The 20,167-nt window shown below is 44.0% G+C and carries 22 protein-coding genes; 6 read left to right on the top strand and 16 right to left on the bottom strand.

Annotated features, from left to right (window positions below; genetic code table 11):
• Window positions 1–7 precede the first annotated feature (7 nt).
• The 10 genes from MK370_RS09690 to MK370_RS09645 form a co-directional block, all read right to left on the bottom strand.
• Complete coding sequence (locus MK370_RS09690; protein WP_268685094.1) at window positions 8–1,240, bottom strand: bifunctional folylpolyglutamate synthase/dihydrofolate synthase; 1,233 nt, start codon at window positions 1,238–1,240, stop codon at window positions 8–10.
• Between the two features lie 181 nt (window positions 1,241–1,421).
• Window positions 1,422–1,733, bottom strand: a complete 312-nt coding sequence (locus tag MK370_RS09685) for a DUF1292 domain-containing protein (protein ID WP_002894073.1) — start codon at window positions 1,731–1,733, stop codon at window positions 1,422–1,424.
• Between the two features lie 24 nt (window positions 1,734–1,757).
• Window positions 1,758–2,177 (bottom strand): Holliday junction resolvase RuvX, encoded by a 420-nt coding sequence (gene ruvX / locus MK370_RS09680; protein WP_268685093.1) that lies wholly within the window; start codon window positions 2,175–2,177, stop codon window positions 1,758–1,760.
• Entirely contained in the window at window positions 2,177–2,443 is a 267-nt protein-coding gene (locus tag MK370_RS09675) for an IreB family regulatory phosphoprotein (RefSeq protein WP_002894075.1), read from the bottom strand. The genes ruvX and MK370_RS09675 overlap by 1 nt, the downstream gene beginning before the upstream one ends.
• Before the next feature lie 177 nt (window positions 2,444–2,620).
• Window positions 2,621–3,163, bottom strand: a complete 543-nt coding sequence (locus MK370_RS09670; protein ID WP_268685092.1) for a hypothetical protein — start codon at window positions 3,161–3,163, stop codon at window positions 2,621–2,623.
• 105 nt (window positions 3,164–3,268) lie between these two features.
• Window positions 3,269–3,841 (bottom strand): SP0191 family lipoprotein, encoded by a 573-nt coding sequence (locus tag MK370_RS09665; protein ID WP_268685091.1) that lies wholly within the window; start codon window positions 3,839–3,841, stop codon window positions 3,269–3,271.
• Window positions 3,842–3,976: 135 nt separating this feature from the next.
• Window positions 3,977–4,375 (bottom strand): transcriptional regulator Spx, encoded by a 399-nt coding sequence (spx, locus tag MK370_RS09660; protein ID WP_002894078.1) that lies wholly within the window; start codon window positions 4,373–4,375, stop codon window positions 3,977–3,979.
• A gap of 85 nt (window positions 4,376–4,460) precedes the next feature.
• Window positions 4,461–5,609, bottom strand: coding sequence for a recombinase RecA (recA, locus tag MK370_RS09655; RefSeq protein WP_002931868.1), 1,149 nt, complete (start codon window positions 5,607–5,609; stop codon window positions 4,461–4,463).
• Between the two features lie 57 nt (window positions 5,610–5,666).
• Window positions 5,667–6,923, bottom strand: a complete 1,257-nt coding sequence (locus MK370_RS09650) for a competence/damage-inducible protein A (RefSeq protein WP_268685090.1) — start codon at window positions 6,921–6,923, stop codon at window positions 5,667–5,669.
• A gap of 409 nt (window positions 6,924–7,332) precedes the next feature.
• Window positions 7,333–7,611, bottom strand: a complete 279-nt coding sequence (locus MK370_RS09645) for a bacteriocin immunity protein (RefSeq protein WP_223310420.1) — start codon at window positions 7,609–7,611, stop codon at window positions 7,333–7,335.
• A 598-nt stretch (window positions 7,612–8,209) separates the two neighbouring features.
• Between MK370_RS09645 and MK370_RS09640 the strand changes: the two genes are divergently transcribed.
• Window positions 8,210–9,058: a helix-turn-helix domain-containing protein gene (locus tag MK370_RS09640; RefSeq protein ID WP_002917851.1), complete on the top strand. Its 849-nt coding sequence runs from the start codon at window positions 8,210–8,212 to the stop codon at window positions 9,056–9,058.
• 9 nt (window positions 9,059–9,067) lie between these two features.
• Here the strand turns inward: MK370_RS09640 and MK370_RS09635 are convergent, their stop codons facing one another.
• Both MK370_RS09635 and ruvA read right to left on the bottom strand, forming a co-directional pair.
• A complete protein-coding gene (locus MK370_RS09635; protein ID WP_268685089.1) occupies window positions 9,068–9,640 on the bottom strand; it encodes a DNA-3-methyladenine glycosylase I in 573 nt (190 codons plus the stop codon).
• Window positions 9,641–9,649: 9 nt separating this feature from the next.
• Window positions 9,650–10,240 carry a Holliday junction branch migration protein RuvA gene (gene ruvA, locus MK370_RS09630; RefSeq protein ID WP_032908259.1) on the bottom strand — a complete coding sequence of 197 codons (591 nt, stop codon included), beginning with the start codon at window positions 10,238–10,240 and terminating at the stop codon, window positions 9,650–9,652.
• 169 nt (window positions 10,241–10,409) lie between these two features.
• Between ruvA and MK370_RS09625 the strand changes: the two genes are divergently transcribed.
• The gene (locus MK370_RS09625; protein ID WP_268685088.1) at window positions 10,410–10,913 is read left to right on the top strand and encodes a helix-turn-helix domain-containing protein; all 504 of its coding nucleotides are present in this window, start codon (window positions 10,410–10,412) and stop codon (window positions 10,911–10,913) included.
• On the top strand, window positions 10,897–11,418 hold the full coding sequence (locus MK370_RS09620; protein WP_268685087.1) for an RDD family protein: 522 nt from the start codon (window positions 10,897–10,899) through the stop codon (window positions 11,416–11,418). Before MK370_RS09625 ends, MK370_RS09620 begins: the two co-directional genes overlap by 17 nt.
• 35 nt (window positions 11,419–11,453) lie before the next feature.
• Here the strand turns inward: MK370_RS09620 and mutL are convergent, their stop codons facing one another.
• Window positions 11,454–13,400, bottom strand: coding sequence for a DNA mismatch repair endonuclease MutL (gene mutL / locus MK370_RS09615; RefSeq protein WP_268685086.1), 1,947 nt, complete (start codon window positions 13,398–13,400; stop codon window positions 11,454–11,456).
• A gap of 184 nt (window positions 13,401–13,584) precedes the next feature.
• Between mutL and MK370_RS09610 the strand changes: the two genes are divergently transcribed.
• Together MK370_RS09610 and MK370_RS09605 are read left to right on the top strand one after the other, a co-directional pair.
• The gene (locus MK370_RS09610) at window positions 13,585–14,025 is read left to right on the top strand and encodes a LytTR family DNA-binding domain-containing protein (RefSeq protein WP_268685085.1); all 441 of its coding nucleotides are present in this window, start codon (window positions 13,585–13,587) and stop codon (window positions 14,023–14,025) included.
• Window positions 14,022–14,492: a DUF3021 domain-containing protein gene (locus MK370_RS09605; RefSeq protein ID WP_268685084.1), complete on the top strand. Its 471-nt coding sequence runs from the start codon at window positions 14,022–14,024 to the stop codon at window positions 14,490–14,492. The genes MK370_RS09610 and MK370_RS09605 overlap by 4 nt, the downstream gene beginning before the upstream one ends.
• A 48-nt stretch (window positions 14,493–14,540) precedes the next feature.
• Here MK370_RS09605 and mutS read toward each other — a convergent pair whose 3' ends face one another.
• Both mutS and argR read right to left on the bottom strand, forming a co-directional pair.
• The gene (gene mutS / locus MK370_RS09600; protein ID WP_268685083.1) at window positions 14,541–17,090 is read right to left on the bottom strand and encodes a DNA mismatch repair protein MutS; all 2,550 of its coding nucleotides are present in this window, start codon (window positions 17,088–17,090) and stop codon (window positions 14,541–14,543) included.
• 77 nt (window positions 17,091–17,167) lie between these two features.
• Entirely contained in the window at window positions 17,168–17,605 is a 438-nt protein-coding gene (argR, locus tag MK370_RS09595; RefSeq protein ID WP_268685082.1) for an arginine repressor, read from the bottom strand.
• Window positions 17,606–17,905: 300 nt separating this feature from the next.
• On the opposite strand from argR, the gene argS reads away from it, so the two are divergent.
• Window positions 17,906–19,594 carry an arginine--tRNA ligase gene (argS, locus tag MK370_RS09590; RefSeq protein ID WP_268685081.1) on the top strand — a complete coding sequence of 563 codons (1,689 nt, stop codon included), beginning with the start codon at window positions 17,906–17,908 and terminating at the stop codon, window positions 19,592–19,594.
• 31 nt (window positions 19,595–19,625) lie between these two features.
• On the opposite strand, the gene nrdI is transcribed toward argS, so the two are convergent.
• A complete protein-coding gene (gene nrdI, locus MK370_RS09585; protein ID WP_268685080.1) occupies window positions 19,626–20,114 on the bottom strand; it encodes a class Ib ribonucleoside-diphosphate reductase assembly flavoprotein NrdI in 489 nt (162 codons plus the stop codon).
• Window positions 20,115–20,167 lie beyond the last annotated feature (53 nt).

The following is a 20,167-nucleotide window of genomic DNA, read 5'->3' as shown; positions in this document are numbered from 1 at the left end:
GGTCAATTTATAAACTTGTCAAATAAGATCTGACTTCTGCAATAAAATAGAGAGATCCCGTAATGAAAAGCAGCTGATTATCGTTTTGCCTCTCCCGAAAATTCTGAATAAGCTGCCGATAATCCTTTTCGTATAGAAAGCCCTCTGCTTCTGCTGAGCCAACGGAATCTCCATCAGAAAAGGAAGTAACCGTCAACTGAACATCTGGCAGAGCCTCTCGCAGATAAACCAGCATAGCGCTATAGTCCTTACGCTTGAGAGCACCGAAAAGAAGCAGGCACTCTTTGTCATTCTGGCTTTGGATAAACTCTACTAACCTTTCCAGTGCAGGAAGATTATGGGCTCCATCAAGATAAATACCTGGACTGGCTTCTTCCAAACGCCCTGCCCATCGAGTCTCCTGCAAGGCTGTCCGAATCTTAGCAGAATCTATTTCCCAGCCCTGCTGCTGCATGAAGAGCAAGAATGCCTGCAGAGCCAGCCCTGCATTTTCCTCCTGATAGCCTCCCTTAAGTCCCAGTTCAAGATTGGGTAGGGTCATAGTCGAATTGGAAAAAGACTGATTCGTCAGAGAAAAATCGCGATCATACTGATAAAGTTCTATTCCCAGCTCCTCAGCTCGCTGCTCACAAACCAATCGCGCCTCCTCTGGCAGTGGTCCGATGACCGCTGGCCGCCCCGGCTTGAAAATCCCTGCCTTTTGCTCCGCAATCGCCGTTAAGCTCCTTCCCAGAGTCTCCTGATGGTCCAAGCCCACAGAGCTAATGACCGCAATATCTCCTGTAATGACATTGGTCGTGTCCAAGAGTCCGCCAATCCCCACCTCAATCAAGGCCAAATCCACTCCCTGCTCCTTGAAATAGAGAAAAGCAATCAAGGTCAGAATTTCAAAATAGGACAGCTGGTCATGGCTTTTGAGCAGTTCTTGCTCCATCTTTTGCACCTGCTGACCCAGACGGATAAAATCAGCTGAAGCAATCGGTTGACCGTTGATACAAATCCGATCATGAATACTAATCATGTGAGGCGAAGTAAAACTCCCTGTCTTTCGACCATGCCCCGCAAACAGCTGACGCATAAAAGCAATAGTAGAACCTTTGCCATTTGTACCAGTTACATGAATCGTTGGATAGCTCCGCTCAGGATTTCCCAAAAGAGTCACTGCCTGCTGCATTCGCCCTAGTCCCGAACGAAAGTTTAGACCAATTCGGCTGTTCAGCCATTCTTCAATTTCATTCATTTTCTTACCCAAAAAAGAGCAGCGAAGCAGAACTCAAATCTGAATTGCAACTCGCTCCTCTTTCTAATCTTTATGATACGAGATAGAAAATAGCCGAGTCTTGGCTACTTCCTTCTTCTGTCAAGTTTAGCTAGCTTTTCACCCGCACTTGTCCATTTCTGGAAATGAGACTAGGCTAGTCTTACTCCTCCATAAAGCTGTTGAAGACTTCTTCAATCATATCCCATTCAGCATCTGAGTCTTCTGGGATTGGCTGCAGATCGCCTTCTGTACCATCTTCATTTTCGGTAAAGGAATAAGCTTGAATCTCTACTTCACCGTTCTCATCTTCTTCCGCATTAGCCGGAATCAAAAGAACATAATTCTTGCCAAACTCTTCCTTACCGTCAATGGTCAAAAGAATTTCAAATAAAGTTTCGTTTCCTTGCTCGTCAACCAAGGTGATTAATTCACGCTCTTCATGCTCGTGGTCATGGTTATGATCATGTGTCATACTAGTGTCTCCTTCATTTCTTTTCTAAAAATTTCGATCCAGATAATTCTGCAAAATCAGCTGCGCCGCCAGCTTATCAATAACTTTCTTACGCTTGCTGCGGCTAATGTCCGCCTGCTCCACCAGCATGCGCTCGGCAGCCACCGTCGTCAGGCGCTCATCCTGATAGTCAACCGGCAGAACAAATAGCTCAGCAATCCGCTGACCATAAGCCTGACTGGCCTCCACTCGAGGTCCGCTGGTATTGTTCATATTCTTAGGCAGGCCAATAACAAACTTATCAACCTTATATTCTTTAACCAGCTCGCCCAAGCGCTCTAGGCCAAATTCGCCCTTTTCTTCATGAATCGGAATAATCTCCAGTCCTTGAGCCGTAAAACCAAGAGGATCACTAATGGCAACCCCAACCGTTTTTGAGCCCACATCTAATCCCATAATTCTCATTAGAGATCGACGCCTTGTCCTTTCAAATAATAACGAACCAACTCCTCAACAATCTCATCGCGCTCGTATTTGCGGATTTGATTGCGAGCGTTGTTATAGCGAGGTACGTACGCAGGATCGCCACTGAGTACGTATCCCACGATTTGATTGATTGGATTGTATCCTTTTTCATTGAGCGACTTGTAGACATCGGTCAAAGTCTCGCTAATTTCCTTTTTATTTGAATCATCGAGATTAAAACGTACTGTTTCATCTGTAAATCCCACAATTACACCCTCTTTCTTTAGAATATCCCTATTATAGCATAATTATAGGCTTTTCACAAATTTAATTCACCCGAATTCTCCTAATTTTTCAATAAGCTTTAGCTAATATTTATCCGAAGTCTGGCTCTGAAATCCAGCAAAAATCCAGCTCTCTTCAAAGAACTGGATGGAAACTTCCTATTTTGAAGACGGCACTTCCACACCGTCGCTTCCCTTAAACTTGTTCAGCAATTCTTCCGGAGTCAGGGTCTCGATTTGCTCAAACAGCTGCGCGTAGTTTGGAAGCTTTTTGGCTGCTTCGTAGTCTAGGTTCTCAGGATCGATAGTCATCTCCAGAGAAATCTCTTCCGCTGTCATATCTGTTTTCAAGTCAAGACCGGTGATATTCACCGCCTCTTTCAGCCCCAGTGCTTCCTCGATCAAAGACAGCATTTCCTTCTTTACGGTGGAAACATCCTGTTTTGACAGAGCTTCCTTGATGTTGTCAGGAATAGCCTTGCTGACATGCAGGATAACCTTCTCATACTTCTGTCCGCTGTAGCTGACGGTTAAGATTCTGGTTTCTTTTCCATGTTCTAATTGCTTCTCAGTTTTATAGGACTTAGTGACAATATCTCCTTTTTCAGCCCCTCCCTGTGAGGATGAACTGTTATTTGACTGCTGACTGCAGGCTGTTAAGATTGCCAAAGCTGCCAGCAAAAAGACAATTAATTTTCTCATGTCTTATCTCCTTCAATATTGAGCTGATTTTATCATATCATTATAAAAACGGCGCTGTCAAACTGATTGTCACTCTGTCATTAAAATGTAATAAAAAAGAGCAGTTTATTTCTGCTCTTCTGCTCCATTCATCAGGAGATTGTTGATATATTCTTCTGGCGTCAGCTTAATCATTTCTTTGAGCTTGAGATTTTGAAAATAAGGCATAGACGCTGCTTTTTCAATATCCAAACTCTCAAAGTCATAGGTAGAAGTCATTTTCAGTTCGTTCTCATTCAAAATAGTGACTGAGCCGCTAAAGCCTTGAAGTCCACGAGCCTGCACATAGTCTGCATCCTGCTCCAGTGACTCATTGAGCGACTTCTGCGCTTCCTCCAGCCCCATTTGCTTGATGGCTTCTTTCATCTCATCATCAGTCGCAGTCAGCCTTTCAACGACCAAGCGTTTGAAATGCTCTCCCTGATAAGTCACTGTCTGACTCTGCTGATTTCCTCGTTCATCCTTTGGAAAAACAAGCGTTCGAGTAATCACTTCCTGCTGCTTGGCATTATCAATGATAGGCAGATTATTGCTGATTTCTTTCTTGTCAGCCGCATTCGAATTCGTCTCTGTTTTTTTATGTCCACAGCCTGCTAACAGTGCCACACTCAATCCCAGTCCTACTAAAATTTTCTTCATCTTCCATCCTCCTCAGAGATATTGTATCACAGTTCTGCTCCTTGTCAATCCATCCAGTCGCCAAAGCCCTCTGTCAACCCGAACAAAAAGAAGAGCCGAGATTCTCTTCCCGACTCTTTCAGTTATTTTCAAAGATTAGAGAGCTGCCCGCAGACGAGCTTCTGCATTTTCAACATTGCGAACAGAACGTGGCAGAAAAGCACGGATATCATCTTCTTTGTAACCAACTTGGAGACGTTTATCATCCACTAAGATAGGACTTTTCAAAATACGCGGGGTCTCCATGATGATGTCAAGAACTTCGTTGACACTCAACTCTTCAATGTCAACACCCAAACCCTTAGCATAGCGATTTTTCGATGAAACAATGCTCGCGATACCATTTTCTGTTTTGGTTAAAATATCCAGAAGTTCTTCTTTGGTGATGCCTTCTTTGCCTAAATTTTGTTCTTTATAAGTTAATTGATGAGCGTTTAGCCAGGTTTTTGCTTTTTTACAACTAGTACAACTTGAGACAGTATAGATTGTTATCATGTAAGTACTCCTTTCGCTACACGATACTAATATCGTAGTCTATTATATCACAAAAACCATCGGTCTTGCGACCTATTTTGCAAAATTACTCTTCAATTTCGATAGCATCGTCCAAATCCAGAGTCACTTCTTCCATCGTTTCCACAGGGCTGTCAGCCTTGCTGCCAACTGCTTCTGCCAAGTCATCGCCTTCAATCAAACCATAGCGTACACGGACCTGGCGGTCAATTTCATCAAAGACTTCTGGATGATCAGCCAAGTACTTCTTAGCATTTTCAGAACCTTGGCCGATTTTTTCATCATTGTAGGAGTACCAAGCACCAGCTTTTTTGATGATATCCAAATCAGTCGCAATCTTAATCAACTCACCTGTCTTAGAAATACCTTCTCCATACATGATTTCCACGAAGGCTTCTTTGAATGGCGGAGCTACCTTATTTTTAACGACCTTGATCTTGGTTTCTTTACCAACATTAGTATCCTTCTCATCACCAGTTCCCTTGATTTGAGTATTACCACGGACATCCAAACGGACAGAAGCATAGAACTTCAGTGCACGACCACCTGGTGTTGTTTCAGGATTGCCAAACATAACGCCAACTTTTTCACGCAGCTGGTTAATGAAAATCGCAATCGTCTTCGTTTTGTTGATAGAAGCAGACAGTTTGCGCATAGCCTGGCTCATCATCCGAGCCTGCAAGCCGACATGGCTGTCACCAATATCGCCATCAATTTCTGCACGTGGTACCAGGGCTGCAACGGAGTCCACAACCACCAAGTCCACCGCACCTGAGTCAATCAGCTTACCGGCAATTTCCAGTCCCTGTTCTCCAGAATCCGGTTGAGACAACAGCAACTCATCAATATTAACACCTAGAGCAGCCGCATATGACGGATCCAAAGCATGCTCAGCATCGATAAAGGCTGCGATACCACCTTCTTTTTGCGCTTGAGCAACTGCGTGAAGAGCAACGGTTGTCTTACCAGAAGACTCTGGACCATAGATTTCAATAATCCGTCCCTTAGGGTAACCACCAGCACCAAGGGCAATATCCAAGGCCAAAGAGCCTGAACTCATAACTTGAACCTTTTGCTCTGCCCGCTCGCCAAGACGCATAATGGCTCCCTTACCGAAGTCCTTTTCAATGTTTTTCAGGGCATTATCCAAGGCTTTTTGGCGCTCATCGCCGAATTTCTTTGAGATTTCGTCTAATTTTTTTTGTTTCTTTGCCATTTATTTCTCCTGTTTTTTCTAAAATGTCTTTTGGCCATCTGTTAATTATACCAAAATTCAGCTATTTAATAAAGTTTTTCGTACTAGGTTGAAGGCGTGCAGAACAGCAATTTTCCGCACATCACGACGACTGCGTCCAGCAATATTAACCTTAATAGTTTCCGTTCCTGAAGCACTAGCTAAACCGATAAAAACGGTCCCTGCAGGATGATCTTCCAGTGAATCTGGGCCTGCCACACCTGTCAAACTGACAGCTAAGTCGCTTTCGGTCAGCTTTCTAGCCTGCTCTGCCATTTTCCCTGCCGTAAAAGCTGAAACAACTCCATGCTCCTCCAAGTCTCCCAACGGAATATCCAGCATCCGGCTCTTTTCCTCCATGCTGTAGGTGACAAAGCCACCTGAAAAAATGGAAGAGGCTCCAGCAAAATCAGCCAAGGTCGCTTGAAAGAGGCCTGCTGTCAGACTCTCCGCCGCCGAAATCGTCTTCCCTTGACTCTTCAGCAACTCAAAAGCCACCTGTGCCAAGGAATTGTCATCCCCGTAACCATAGAAAATCTCTGACAAGGGCTGTCCCTCAAAAGTCTTATGTTCCAAAATTTCCTTTTCCACAGCCTCAAACTTGGTGTCAGCTTCTGCCTGACTCAGAGCCTTGGTGGACAGTCGCAGGGTAACTTCCCCTGTCTTTGCATAAGGAGCAATGGTGGGGTCGTTCTGCTGTTCAATCATTTCTGCCAAAATAGTCACTAGCTGACTCTCGCCGATACCAAAGAAGCGCAGCACCCGTGAATACAATTTCTGACCTGTGGATAAGAGGGGAACCAGCTCGTTATTGACCATGGGCTTGAGCTCACTAGGCGGGCCAGGCAGGACTACATAGGTCACTCCGTCTGCTTCTAACAATCCTCCGACAGCTAAGCCGGTCGCATTTGACAACGGAGTTGAGCCTTCGACCAGCTGGGCCTGACGCTCATTATTGGGCGTTCGAGCATAATCCGGCCGGCTAGCAAAAAAGCGATCCAGCTTTTCCACAGCCTGAGGATCAAAAATGAGCTCGCGCTCTAAGAATTTAGCCAAGGTTTGCTTGGTCAAATCATCCTCTGTTGGGCCCAAGCCTCCTGTCAGGATAATTAGATTACTGCGTCCTTGAGCAATTTCCAAAACAGAGAGGAGACGATTTTCATTGTCCCCTACTGCTGTCTGAAAATAGACATCAATCCCCAGACTCGCCAGTTTTTCAGATAAAAATTGGGCATTGGTATTGACAATCTGACCGGTCAGAATCTCAGTGCCCACAGCAATAATTTCTGCTTTCATAGAACCTCCTACCTTACTATTCGGAATTGGCTTTATTTTATCACAAAAAATCTTAAAAAAGTTGATTTTCATTCCAGGAAATAAAAAGAGCTGTCAAGTTCCTTTACAAACTTGTCAACATGCTGTGGAAAACTTTTAAGAATGACTGGTGTTATGCAGAATAACTAGATTGTTAGGAAAATGCTATTGGCAAATGGTTTGAATCTTTTTATAATGGAGAGATAAATTCCAATAAAAAGAGTTTGGGACAAAAAGATTTCAATTTTTAAAAATCTTAATTATTAAGCCCTTCAAATCTATAATTAAATACGAAAAGCGAACAAAGCAGAATTCTGATTACCAGAAAACTAGTTTTGTTCGCTTTTTATATTTGAGGTTGGACTTTTGTCCCAGGTTCTTTTAAATACAACTAAAACCAGCTAAAAAAACTAATCCAGCCCCTGTAAAAATTACTTTCCCTTTGCAAGAAGGTCTGTAAGTCTACTAATTCTTTTGAAGGGGCAGACAATAGATACTGATTTAAAAAAGGGATTAGACGGACACACTCAATTGAAGCATTCTTACCATTTTCAATCTTATAAACAGTAGATAAGATTAGCTGTGAAAATTTCTCATCCTTTTTAGTCGTATCTAAATGGTATACTTCTTGCAATAGATGTAAAAGCTCTTTTTCTTTAGCTTTTCTCACAGCAGCTATCTCCTTATCTATAAACACGCGGTACCCACGGTCCGTATCTAGCCCAACCATCAAACATAACATTTACCATGTGCTGTAAAGTGGGTATTACTTGAACCATTTTCCACTCACCTGTATAAGGATTATAATAAAAATCATAAGGTTTCGCTGTATATCTATAGTAAAACTGATTGGCCGGGTCAGTATATCGTGGAACCTCTCCTTGTATTTTTACCTCTCCGCTGTTCACTATATCAGCTCTGATACTTGCTACAGGTGCAAATAAAACAAATACCAACAAAACAACGGAATAAAACCATTTTATTCTGCTTTTCCTCATTTTTAGTACCTCACTGACTACTTGTTTTCAAAGGTAATATAATTTAATGTAAAGTCTTATTTAGCCTTTTGGGCTCACCCTCCTCTCTTTCATATTTAGACCTATTCCCAAGGCCACCACCATGGAAATACATTAACAATAATCATTACTAGCAAAATAAATTTGCGCTTTGTTTTTCCCACCTTTGCCCTCCTTTCTATTTCATGATATACTATTTTAAAACATTTTTTCAAAACGTAGCTTTTAGTAACATTTTCAAAGAGGGTTCTTATGCGCTGGGATTATGGAAAAATCTATAAAGAAATTAGAAAATCAAAAGGGCTGACTCAAGAAGAAATTTGTGGGGATTTTTTAGCTCGCTCAACTTTGGCACGAATTGAAAGTGGACAAGTCGTGCCAAAGTTCGATACCATGATTTTTTTACTTCGCCAGATAGATATGACACTAGAAGAATTTAAATACATTTGTGATTATTATCAACCTAGTCAGAGACAGAAAATTTTAAATTCTCTTTATAACCAAGGTGAGACTATTGTAGGGACGAAAGGTTTGTTACAATTAAAGAGAGAATGCGAGGCATATCTATGTAAACATTCCGATATTCCGATTAAACATGCTTTAGATATCATCAATATTACTATTCATCTGAGACAAAATGGAATTTCTGAGACAAAAGAAATTAATGCTACTACCAATAAAATTTGGGCGTATTTAGAAAAACAGGACACTTGGTATGAAAGTGATTTTCGACTTCTTTCTACTATCCTTTATTTCTTCCCTTTAGAAAATATCAAACAATTTACCCAAAAGATTTTAAATAGTATAAAGAAATACCAATCATTTCGCTATGGGAATAATGTACAAATCGGTCTTTTAGTCAACCTTTCTACCATCTATCTTTATAATGGATTAAAGAGAGAATGCGCTGAAATTACTAAGTACATTTACGATTTGTCAAAAAAAGAAAAACGTTATGATTCCCTCGGGCTTTCACAGATTCGACTTGGAATTTGCAAAAATGATAACGAATTAATAAAAAAAGGGATTGCTCTACTACAACTTGCCGATGAAAAAGAGCTAGTAAAATCGCTAAAAGAAGAAATTGAAAAATACCGTTGAGAGTTTTTCTCAAACGGTATTTTTATGTGGATTGAAGTCACAATCATTTTCATGGTCATTGATGAGGCCAGCGGCTTCTAGGAATGAATAGACACAAACAGGACCGACAAACTTGAAGCCATGCTTTTTCAGCGCCTTGGACATAGTTTCTGATAGCTCTGTTTTAGTCGGAGCTTCCTTGTAGTTTAAAATTTGATTGTCAATCGTTTTGAAGTCTACAAAAGACCAGATATAGTCATTAAAAGAGCCAAACTGCTTTTGAACAGCCAAAAAAGCTTGGGCATTAGCCCTGGTCGCATAAATTTTCATCTTGTTACGGATGATGTCAGGATTGCCTAACAAACCATCTAGATCTGCATCTGTCATCTGAGCAATTTTCTGAGCATCATAGAAATGAAAAGCTTCCCGAAAAGCCTGGCGTTTATTCAGAATGGTCTCCCAAGAAAGTCCAGCCTGATAGGTCTCCATGCAAAGTAGTTCAAATAACTTCTGTTCATCATGGAGGGGCTTGCCCCACTCCTCATCATGATAGGCTACATACAAGGGGTTGTTCATTTTTACCCAGCCGCAGCGTTTGGTCATAGCTTTCTCCTATTTCACCAACATCTTGAGAGCAGACTTGATATAGTTTTCTGCTGTATCCGTCGTTCCTTCAAAGAATTTCTTGATTTTCTTGAGCTCAGCAGCTTTGTAGCCCAGAGCCAGCATGGCTTCCATGGCTTCTTCCAGCTCCTGATTATCCACAGTCTGGACAGGTGCCTTGCTTTCTGCCAGACCATCCGCCGCCACTACCTTGCCTTCCAAGTCCAGCACCATCTGCTGAGCTGTTTTCTTGCCAATCTTAGGAAACTTGGTCAGGTAGGTGATGTTTTTCTGCTCAATGGCTTGCACTAAGCCAGCATTATCATCCGCCGCGATAATTGCCAGGGCAGACACTGGGCCGATACCTGAGACTGAAATCAAGCTGAGAAAGAGTTGCTTCTCCTCCTCAGTCGCAAAACCGTACAGGAGCTCCGCATCTTCTCTCACCACCTGGTGCACATAAACCTTGGCTTCCTGATGAAGATGTCCTGAGTAAGCATAGGGGTTGGCTACATGAAGAATATAGCCGATAGAGTTGACTTCCAACACAATGTATTTGGCTGTAATCTTGCTGATGATTCCTTTAAAATATTCGTACATAATCTTCCTTCTTTTTGTATCATTTTGCCTATCTAGTATATCATATTTTCTGTCTAGAAACTGCAAACAGAAGTGCAACCAGCGGTTGACAAAATGTACAGGAAGCTGTATTCTCAAGATAACTAAAAGCTGTTAGGATAGAGTTAGCAAAGAAAAGGAGGCTGTCACGATGAAACTCGCTGATAAATTATTTGAACTAAGAAAAGAAAAAGGCTGGTCACAAGAAAAGCTAGCTGAACAGATCAATGTCTCTCGCCAGAGCATTTCCAAGTGGGAGTCTGGCCAAGCGCTGCCAGAGCTCGAAAAAATTGTAGAGCTGAGCAAGATTTTCCAAGTGACGACAGATTATTTGCTTTTAGAAGACAGCGATAAGCCGGAAATAAAACCCGTCCTCTCAGAAGACGAAAAAAATCGCTACTACAAGGAAGTAAAATCTTATGGCTTCTGGCAGGTTCTATATATTTTTGTATCAGCTCTGGCTATCTTTCTCTTTTTCGCAGGTTCTAGCTTTCCAGCAAAATTCACTGCCCTGGTCTGGTTGAGCTTTTTCCTCTTAATCGCATCAGCAATGGCTATTAGCAAGGCTCTTAAGATTAAAGAAAAGTACTTGGACAAGGTTATAGGCCTTGATGATTTTAAGAAAGAAGGTGCTAAAGATGAAACTAAAAACTGACAATCCCATACCAGTCAAAACTCGTCTGAAAGAACTCTTTGGCGACTGGCTCTTCATCTCAGGCTACCTCATTTTTCTTTTTTTACTAGCTATGGGATTTTACAATCTGGTTCTAGGGGGCATTCCTGCATTCACTGAAGCCCAGAGCCAGTTTTTGGCTTTTTCTAGCTCCGTCCTGCCTCTAACTATTATCTTTGCTTGGCTAGACTATAGAAAAGGCAGTTTTGGAAAACGTTGGGCAGGTTTACAGTTGGTTTACAAACATAGGAGCCTTTCCCACAGTCTTTTGCGCTCAGCTATCAAATTTTTTCCTTGGCAGTTGGGACATATGGGAGCTATCCGAAGTGCTTATCAAGCAGACACCCTGTCAATTTTCTTGTCAACTTCAGCAGGGATTCTCTTCTTGACCTTTCTGCTGATGGGATTGCTTCGCAAGGACAAACGACATCCAGCTGATTTGCTTACTGGAACACAGCTTCAGCTCAAAAATTTAAAACAGCTCTAGTTCTATAACTAGGGCTGTTTGATCTTCTATACAGTTTAGTATTTTCCTAACTCCCGCAAGCTAGTATGATTTTCCTGAATGCGGCGGAACATTTTTTCCATATCTGACTTGGTAAAGTTGACCAAGACCGGCCGACCGTGTGGGCAGTTGTAAGGATTGTCACACTGGGACAGCTGAAAGAGTAAGTCACGTGCAGAGTAGTCATCCAGACTGTGATTGGCCTTGATGGAGCGTTTGCAGCTCATCATAATGGCTAGCTCTGCTCGATATTTCTTAATGGAAACTTCCTTGGTCAGGAGAAGCATATCACACATTTCATAGATGCCGGCCTCAATCTCCTCTTCTTTGAACCAAATGGGATGTTCACGGAGGATAAACTGGTTGGCTCCGTACTCTTCTAAAAAGATGCCAGCGTCTTCTAACAGCTCCATCCGCTGCTTGATTCGCAGCATTTCGTCCGCTGGAAATTCAAAGATATAAGGCACCAAGAGCTGCTGCTGGCTATTGTCCACATCCCCAATCTTCTCCCGATAATACTCATACTTGACCCGCTCTTGAGCAGCATGCTGGTCAATAATGTAAAGACCTCCCTTGCCCTGAGCAAATAGATAAGTGCCATGCATCTGGCCGAAATATTCTAACTCTGGGAAGCTTGACTTCTCTTCCTGTTCCAACTTATCCACAGCCCGCTCCAGACTGGCTTGATCCAGCTCTGGATGGTCTAGTTGGTTATAGCTGGCCAGCTTTCTCTCTGCAAATTTGACTGAAGTCGGTTGTGGCGGTTCTGCTTTTTCATCTGTCGCTTCATGAACAGGTTCCGCTGATTCTTCAAAGGATAGCTGCTGCTCGGCCACCTGTGGCTTGAGGAAGAAATCATTCTTCTCCTTATCGTAATAGAGGCGATTTTCTTTCAGCGGAAGACTGGTCTGTTCAGGCTTATTGGCACGTTTAACAGTTGATTTGGCTAGATTTTCCAAAGCATCCGGGATAAGGTCTTGCACCTTGAGACTGGTCGCAATGGCTTGCGAAATCAAGGCCATGAGTTCCCGTTCTTTAGAAATCCGCACCTCTTGCTTGGTCGGATGGACATTGACATCAGCCAGATAGGGATCAATCTGAATATTGATGACCGCGAGTGGAAAGCGTCCTACCATCAGCTTGCTGCCGTAGCCATCCAAAATAGCACGATTGAGCAGGAAATTCTTAATATAGCGGCCATTAATGAGGATCGTAATATAATTCCGATTGGCGCGAGTCAGCTCAGGCAAGCTGACATAGCCGCTCACCTCAAAGTCCAGATCTGAAGAAGAAATTTCCACCATTTTCTTGGCTGTTGCCAGACCATAGATTCCTGCAATAGCCTGACGCAGATTGCCACTGCCGGCAGTCCGTGTCATTTCGCGGCCGTCACTGATAAGGGTGAAAGCCACTTCTGGATGAGCCAGACTAAGCCGATTAATCACATCAACGATATGGGATAGCTCTGCCTGCTGGCTCTTCATATACTTGAGCCGAGCTGGAGTATTAAAGAAGAGATCTTCTATCTTGATTTTCGTTCCTACCGGACTGCTAGTAGGCTCATGCTCTTCGATCTCGCCACCCTGGGCAACCAGTAGAGTCCCGTGTTGGCCAGATTCGGTCGCTGTTTCAATGGTAAAACGCGAGACAGAAGCAATGGAAGGAATGGCCTCACCACGAAACCCCAGCGTCCGAATCCGAAAGAGATCCGCCTGCTTCTTGATTTTACTGGTAGCATGGCGTCGAAGAGCCAGAGGGACATCTTCGTGGTCTATGCCCTCACCATTATCCGTCACCTGAATGCTCTTGAGTCCAGCCTCCTCGATTTCGATGGTAATCTGGCTTGCACCCGCATCAATTGAATTTTCCACTAGCTCCTTGACCACACTGCTAGGCCGCTCAATGACCTCGCCGGCCGCAATCTGATTGGCTAGAATTTCTGGAAGTTCGATAATTTTTGACATCTTTTTCTCCGTATTTGTTCTGCTATCTATTATAACACATTGGGCTCTTTCTATCAGAAAGCAGCCTTTTCTCAACCACTCTGTTCACAAGACAAACCAGATAGACACAAATAACTGCCACATGGTCAAAAGGGCTTGTTTTCGCTGCCAAGTTGCGGTTTAATAAAGGTGAAAGGAGGAAGTTATGAAAGTTAAGCTAAGAATCGATTCTCAAATTACCGAAGACTCCGTTAGCATTGAGGCTCGTCTCATGACAGAAAGTATTCAGGAATTGGTCCATTTTGCTCAACATCTAAGCAAAGAGGACAAGATTCATGTCAAGAAAGAAGACGAAATCTATCTGCTGGATGCTAAGGAAATCCACCGAGTCTATACAGAAAATCGTCGGGTTCGGGTCCGAACAGCAAAAGACAGCTATCGAGCTCAACAAGCTCTTTATCAATTGATGCAGGTCCTACCGGACTATTTCCTGCAGATTTCTCAGTCGGAGATTATCAATAGCCGGCAAATCAGCCACCTCAAGCTGACTCCAAATGGTCTGATTCAAATATTTCTGAAAAACGGCGATCAGATATACTCGTCCCGCCGTTATCTCAAATCTATCAAAGAAAGGTTGCAATTATGAAAACTCGTCTTAAAGAACTCTTTTTCGGAGGGATTGTAGGGATTTTCATCGGTCTCTTCTTCTCCATGATTGTTTCTTATTTTTACAATCCAGCTTATCTACCGCTGCACCCTCGCTCTCCTATCGGCCACTTCTTTTTGAGCCACCATGTCCATGTTTCCCTCATCATGCTCTACTGCCTGCTTATCTGGTTTATCATGGGAGCTGTTTTCAGATGGAGTGGAAGCTTCTTCCAAAGAGAATGGAGCATCCTGCGCTCCATCGTTAGCCACTATGGCGTGATGATTCTGACCTTTGCACTATTGGTTAATCTAGCTGGATTTTTCCCAAGAGAAAAAATACTTAGCCTAACACTGACTGCCGTCGGGGAATTCACCCTTATCTATCTAATTATTTCAGGCGCCATCTATTACCACACCTATCGCAACATTCAAAAAATCAATAGCGGTTTGTCTGGCAAATCGTGAGAAATAAAAAGAACAGACTTGAAGCATTAACAAGTCTGTTCTTTATTTTTACAACTTCTTCTTGAGCTCAGCTACCGCCGCCATGACTTCCAGGGGAGTCATATTATAGATGTCCAAGTCTCGGAGTTCAGTCAGGACTGGATGTTCCCTTCCTTCTGCAAAAAGAGACTTCTGCTCAGCTACTCGTGACTGCTTCAGTCTGGATGTAGCAGGAAGATCTGAGCCTAGTCCTGTATCCTGACTCTCCAAATGACTCAAAATGCTATCCGCCCGCTCCAGCAATTTATCAGGAAGTCCGGCAATCTTCGCCACGTGAATCCCGTAGGACTTGTCAGCCGGACCCGGCTCAATCTTATGCAGGAAAGTCACCTGCCCGTCCTTTTCCAAGGTTGCCACATGGACATTTTCCAAATGCTCCAAACTGCCCTCTAAGGCTGTCAGCTCATGATAGTGAGTGGCAAAGAGGGTTTTGGCCCCAGTATAGTGATGAATGTGCTCGATAATAGCCTGAGCCAAGGCCATCCCATCGTAAGTCGCCGTCCCACGGCCCAGCTCATCAAAAAGAATGAGCGAGCGCTCGCTGGCCTGTCGGATGGCTCGATTGGCCTCCATCATCTCCACCATAAAGGTGGACTGGCCGGACACCAAATCATCTGCCGCACCGATGCGAGTGAAAATCGCATCGAATAGTGGCAAACTTGCAGACTGAGCAGGCACATAAGAGCCCATCTGTGCCATAATGACGATGATAGCCAACTGGCGCATATAAGTTGATTTCCCGCTCATATTAGGCCCGGTAATCAGCTGAATATCCGTCTCTGTATCTAGCAAAATACTATTTGGAATGTAGCTTTGGGCACCCATGACCTTTTCCACAACAGCATGCCGACCTTTTTCAATCTGCAGACGGCGCTCCGCAGTAAAGACAGGGCGCACCAAATGCAGTTGTTCTGCTACTGCAGCAAAGCTCTGCAGGACATCTACAGCTGCCAGCGTTTGTGCCAAGGCCTGCAAGCGCTGGATGTATTTGCCAGCTTCCTCGCGAATCCGCATGAAAATTTCGTATTCCAAATTAGCAGATTTTTCACGCGCCTCCAGCATCTCTCCCTCAATCCGAGCCAGCTCCTCCGTTCCGAAACGCTCCGAATTTTTCAGGGTCGCCTTGCGGAAGAAATGACCAGGCACATGAGCCAGCTGGGAATTGGTCACGTGGAAATAGTAACCATCTTTTTTATTATAATCAATCTTCAGATTGCTGATGCCGCTGTTGGCACGTTCTTTAACTTCCAGCTCTGCAATCCAGCCAGTCCCCTCCCTCAGCACAAGCCGATACTGATCCAAGGTCTCATCAAAACCGGTCCGAATGATATTTCCCTCGGTGATGATATGGGGCGCATCCGGGGAAATAGCCGAGCTAATCAAGCCCGCCAACTCTGGAATAGGATCCAATCCCTCAATCAAACGAGCTAGATGCGGGCTGCCGATTCCTTGCAAGATAGCCTTAATCTGAGGCACATTGCCCAATGTAGCTGCCAGCTGCAGCAGATCCTTGGGATTGGTCTTGCCAAAAGAAACCCGACTAGCCAGCCGCTCGATATCATAGACTCCCTTGAGGCTCTCCGTCAAATCACTCCGCTCAAAGAAATGATCCAGAAAAACCTCGACGACATTCTGTCGCTGGCTAATTCGCGCTTCATCAATCAGCGGACGCTGAATCCAAGAGCGCAGCATACGGCCCCCCATGGCCGTCTTCGTCTCGTCCATCAGCCAATAAAGACTGCCGTGCTTCTTGCCTGAACGAGCATTTTCTGTCAAATCCAGACTCGCCTTGGTGGCATAGTCCATTTGCAGAAAGTCCTTGATTTCATAATGCTGAGCCTTCTTCAAATGGCTGAGCTCCCTCATCTGGGTCCGGTTCACATACTCCAGCAGTTTCCCCGCTGCCTGACGTTCCATAGGAGACAGATCCTCGCCCAGCAGCTGGACATCGTCCAAGGCCGTCTGCACATAGGACAGTAAAAGATTCATCTGTCCAGCTAGAATCTGCTCCTCAGCTTCTGGCAAGGCATAGCCCAGCACCACTTCCCTAGCTTTCAAATTGCGGATTTCCCCGCAGGCCAAGGCAAAGTCCTCTAGACTGGTCACCTGAAACTCACCGGTCACCAAGTCCATATAAGCCAGACCATAGAGGCCGTCTGAGTAATCCAGAGCCACCAGAAAGTTATTAGCAGAGTCCGGCTTACTGGAATCCACCACCGTTCCCGGTGTGATAACCTGAACGACCTCCCGCTTAACAACTCCCTTGGCTTCTTTGGGGTCTTCCATCTGCTCCGCAATTGCTACCTTATAGCCTGATTCGACCAAAACATCAATATACTGCTGTGCCGAATGATAGGGAACTCCAGCCATGGGAATAGGATTTTCTGCATTTTTATTGCGGCTGGTGAGGGAAATCTCTAAAATCTGGGCGGCATTGACCGCATCATCATAAAACAACTCATAGAAATCCCCCATCCGAAAGAGCAAGAAAGCATCTGGATAGTCCTTTTTGATATCCAAATACTGCTGCATGCCTGGCGATAACTTTTCTACTGCCATCTCTATCCTTTCTAAAAACAAACGAGGTCAGGACATCCGTCTCAAACCTCTCCATTTTTCCTAAAAAACTGTGATTCTTACATTACTTCCTGTATTTGCTCCTCAATCTCCTGAGCAGCTACCTGATCCCGGCAAACCACTAAAAGAGTATTAGCACCTGCAACGGTTCCCAAAATACGGCTATCCAGCGAGCTATCCACGACATTGGCCAGCACTGTTGCCTCGCCCAGCTCAGTACGAAGAACCAGACTAAACTCGGCTCTGGCTACACTCTCCACATGCTTGGCTAAAAACTCTATCAAATCAATCTCTTCAGTCTCATGCGCCAAAACATAATAAGTCAGCCCCTTCTTCTTAACCTTGGTCAGGCCAATTTCACGGAGGTCACGCGACAGGGTAGTCTGCGTTACATAAATCCCTTGCGCTTCCAGACGATCCTGAATCTCCTTTTGCGTTCCTAGCTTTTCTTCCTTAATCATCGTTTTGACTAACTGATGACGGTCATTCTTTCTCATTTTTACCTCATTATTGAATAATTAGAAGCTGTATTCATGAAGGGCACTTCATCCGATCAAAGGCTGCTTCTCCATCAATCTAGGCAAAGATTTGCAGGAATACTGAGAATAAACAAAAAACTTTAACCAAGAGTGTCAGGGAAGGAAGCTTTTAGATGGGAAACTCATCTATAAATACAGGTTCTTATCCCTCTTATTATATCAGAAAAATTCCTATTAGCCCAAAAATTATTCCCAAAAAAATTGAAGATTCCTTGAAAAATGTGATAAAATAATAACAAAAGACACAAAGGAGCAAATATGGATAACAAACAGTTGATTGCCGGCGAATTGGCCAAGGTTATTGACAGCCTTGATCAAGACGCTATTTTAAATTTATTGGAGCAGCCAAAGAGCTCTGAACTTGGTGATATCGCCTTCCCAGCCTTTTCTCTGGCAAAGACTGAGCGCAAAGCTCCTCAAATCATCGCTGCTGACATTGCTGAAAAGATTGATACAGCGCATTTTGATAAAGTCGTTGCGACTGGTCCTTATGTCAACTTTTTCCTCAGCAAGGCTGAAATTTCTGGCCAAGTTATCAAAGAAGTCATCAAAGACGGAGCTGACTACGGCCAGCAGAACGAAGGAAATGGGGAAAATGTCACCATCGACCTATCCAGCCCAAACATTGCTAAGCCTTTCTCAGTCGGCCACTTGCGCTCTACTGTTATTGGTGACGCTCTTTCCAACATCTTCCGCAAAATAGGCTACAATACCATCAAAATCAACCACTTGGGAGACTGGGGCAAACAGTTCGGTCTCCTCATGGTAGCTTATAAGAAGTGGGGAAGCCAGGAAGCTGTTGAAGCCAACCCTATCGACGAGCTCCTCAAACTCTACGTGCGTATCAATGCCGAGATTGAAAACGACCCATCTCTGGATGAAGAAGGCCGCCTTTGGTTCAAGAAGCTGGAAGATGGCGACCCAGAAGCAACCGAGCTCTGGCAATGGTTCCGCGACGAAAGTCTGACAGAATTCAACCGTATATACGAACTCCTAGGTGTTGAGTTTGACAGCCTAAACGGCGAAGCCTTCTACAACGATAAGATGGACGAAGGGATTCAAATCCTTGAAGAAAAAGGTCTCCTACAAGAATCCAAAGGAGCTAACATTGTAGACTTGGAAGACTTCAACCTTCCGCCTGCTATGATTAAAAAATCAGACGGTGCTACTCTCTACATCACACGTGATATCGCAACAGCCATCTACCGGGCTCGCACTTACAACTTTGTAAAAAATGTCTATGTTGTAGGTCAAGAGCAGGCCAACCACTTCAGACAGCTCAAGGCCGTTCTGAAAAAGATGGGCTTTGACTGGAGCGATGACATGATTCACGTTGACTTTGGTCTGGTGACTAAGAACCGTCAAAAACTGTCTACACGTAAAGGAAACATCATCCTCCTCGAACCAACTCTGCTGGAAGCTATCAGCCGGGCTAAGAGTCAGATTGAAGCTAAAAACCCAGATTTGGAAAACAAGGAAGCTGTTGCTCGTGCAGTTGGAGTTGGAGCAGTTAAGTTCTACGACCTCAAAACTGACCGCCGCAATGGTTACGACTTTGATCTGGAAGCTATGGTTTCCTTCGAGGGAGAAACAGGCCCTTACATCCAGTATGCCTATGCTCGTATCCAGTCTATCCTGCGCAAGGCGAACTTCCAGCCAGATGCAGAGGCTACATACAGCCTGAACGATCCAGAAAGCTGGGAAATTATCAAGCTGCTCCAAGATTTCGGTCGTGTTGTCAAGCGTGCTGCTGATAACTATGAGCCATCTCTGATTGCCAAATACGCTATCAGCTTGGCCCAAGCCTTTAACAAATACTATGCGCACACACGGATTCTGGATGAAAGCCCTGAGCGCGACAGCCGTCTGGCTCTCAGCTACTCAACAGCTGTTGTCCTCAAAGAAGCTCTACGTCTGCTAGGAGTAGAAGCGCCAGAAAAGATGTAAGCTTTATTTAGAACATCAAAAAACGAAAACCTCACTGGTTTTCGTTTTTTTCAATATGATAGAGCTCCTCAATAATCCCTGCAACCTTCTTAATATCTCCCAACATGCCACGCATTTCAAAATCGGCCAAAACCGGAAATCCGAAGCGCTCTGAGTATTGCTTTGCTGTCAGACAGTATTGGTTATTAAAGTTTCGATTGCCGCTGCCAATGACGCCCAGACACTTGCTGGCATTCTGACCATAGGCGATAAAGTCCCCCACATCGGTTGTCAGAATTTCTACATCGCCATTGTCCACACCATTGCCGCCCTCCAGATAAGTCGGCAGAAAAGCGATAAAAGGATTGTCCATTTCAAAAAATGGCTGCCCTTCCTTTACCATGTCTTTGATATGAATCTTCTCCACCTCTAGGCTTGGATGCTGCTCCAGCAAATAGTCTGTCAGCCTACGGACGAAACTCTCTGTATTGCCGCTCAAGCTGATGTAAACCAAGGAAACCTTTGTCATTGTATTCTCCATTCTAAAAAATAACAGATATTGCTTCTTAAAATTGTAAGCACTTATCTGTTATT

It is taken from the genome of Streptococcus sanguinis (genome assembly GCF_026781265.1).
GTDB lineage: Bacteria > Bacillota > Bacilli > Lactobacillales > Streptococcaceae > Streptococcus > Streptococcus sanguinis_T.
The sequence above is the reverse complement of the archived record's forward strand: the minus strand, read 5'-3'. Positions and strand labels throughout refer to the sequence as shown.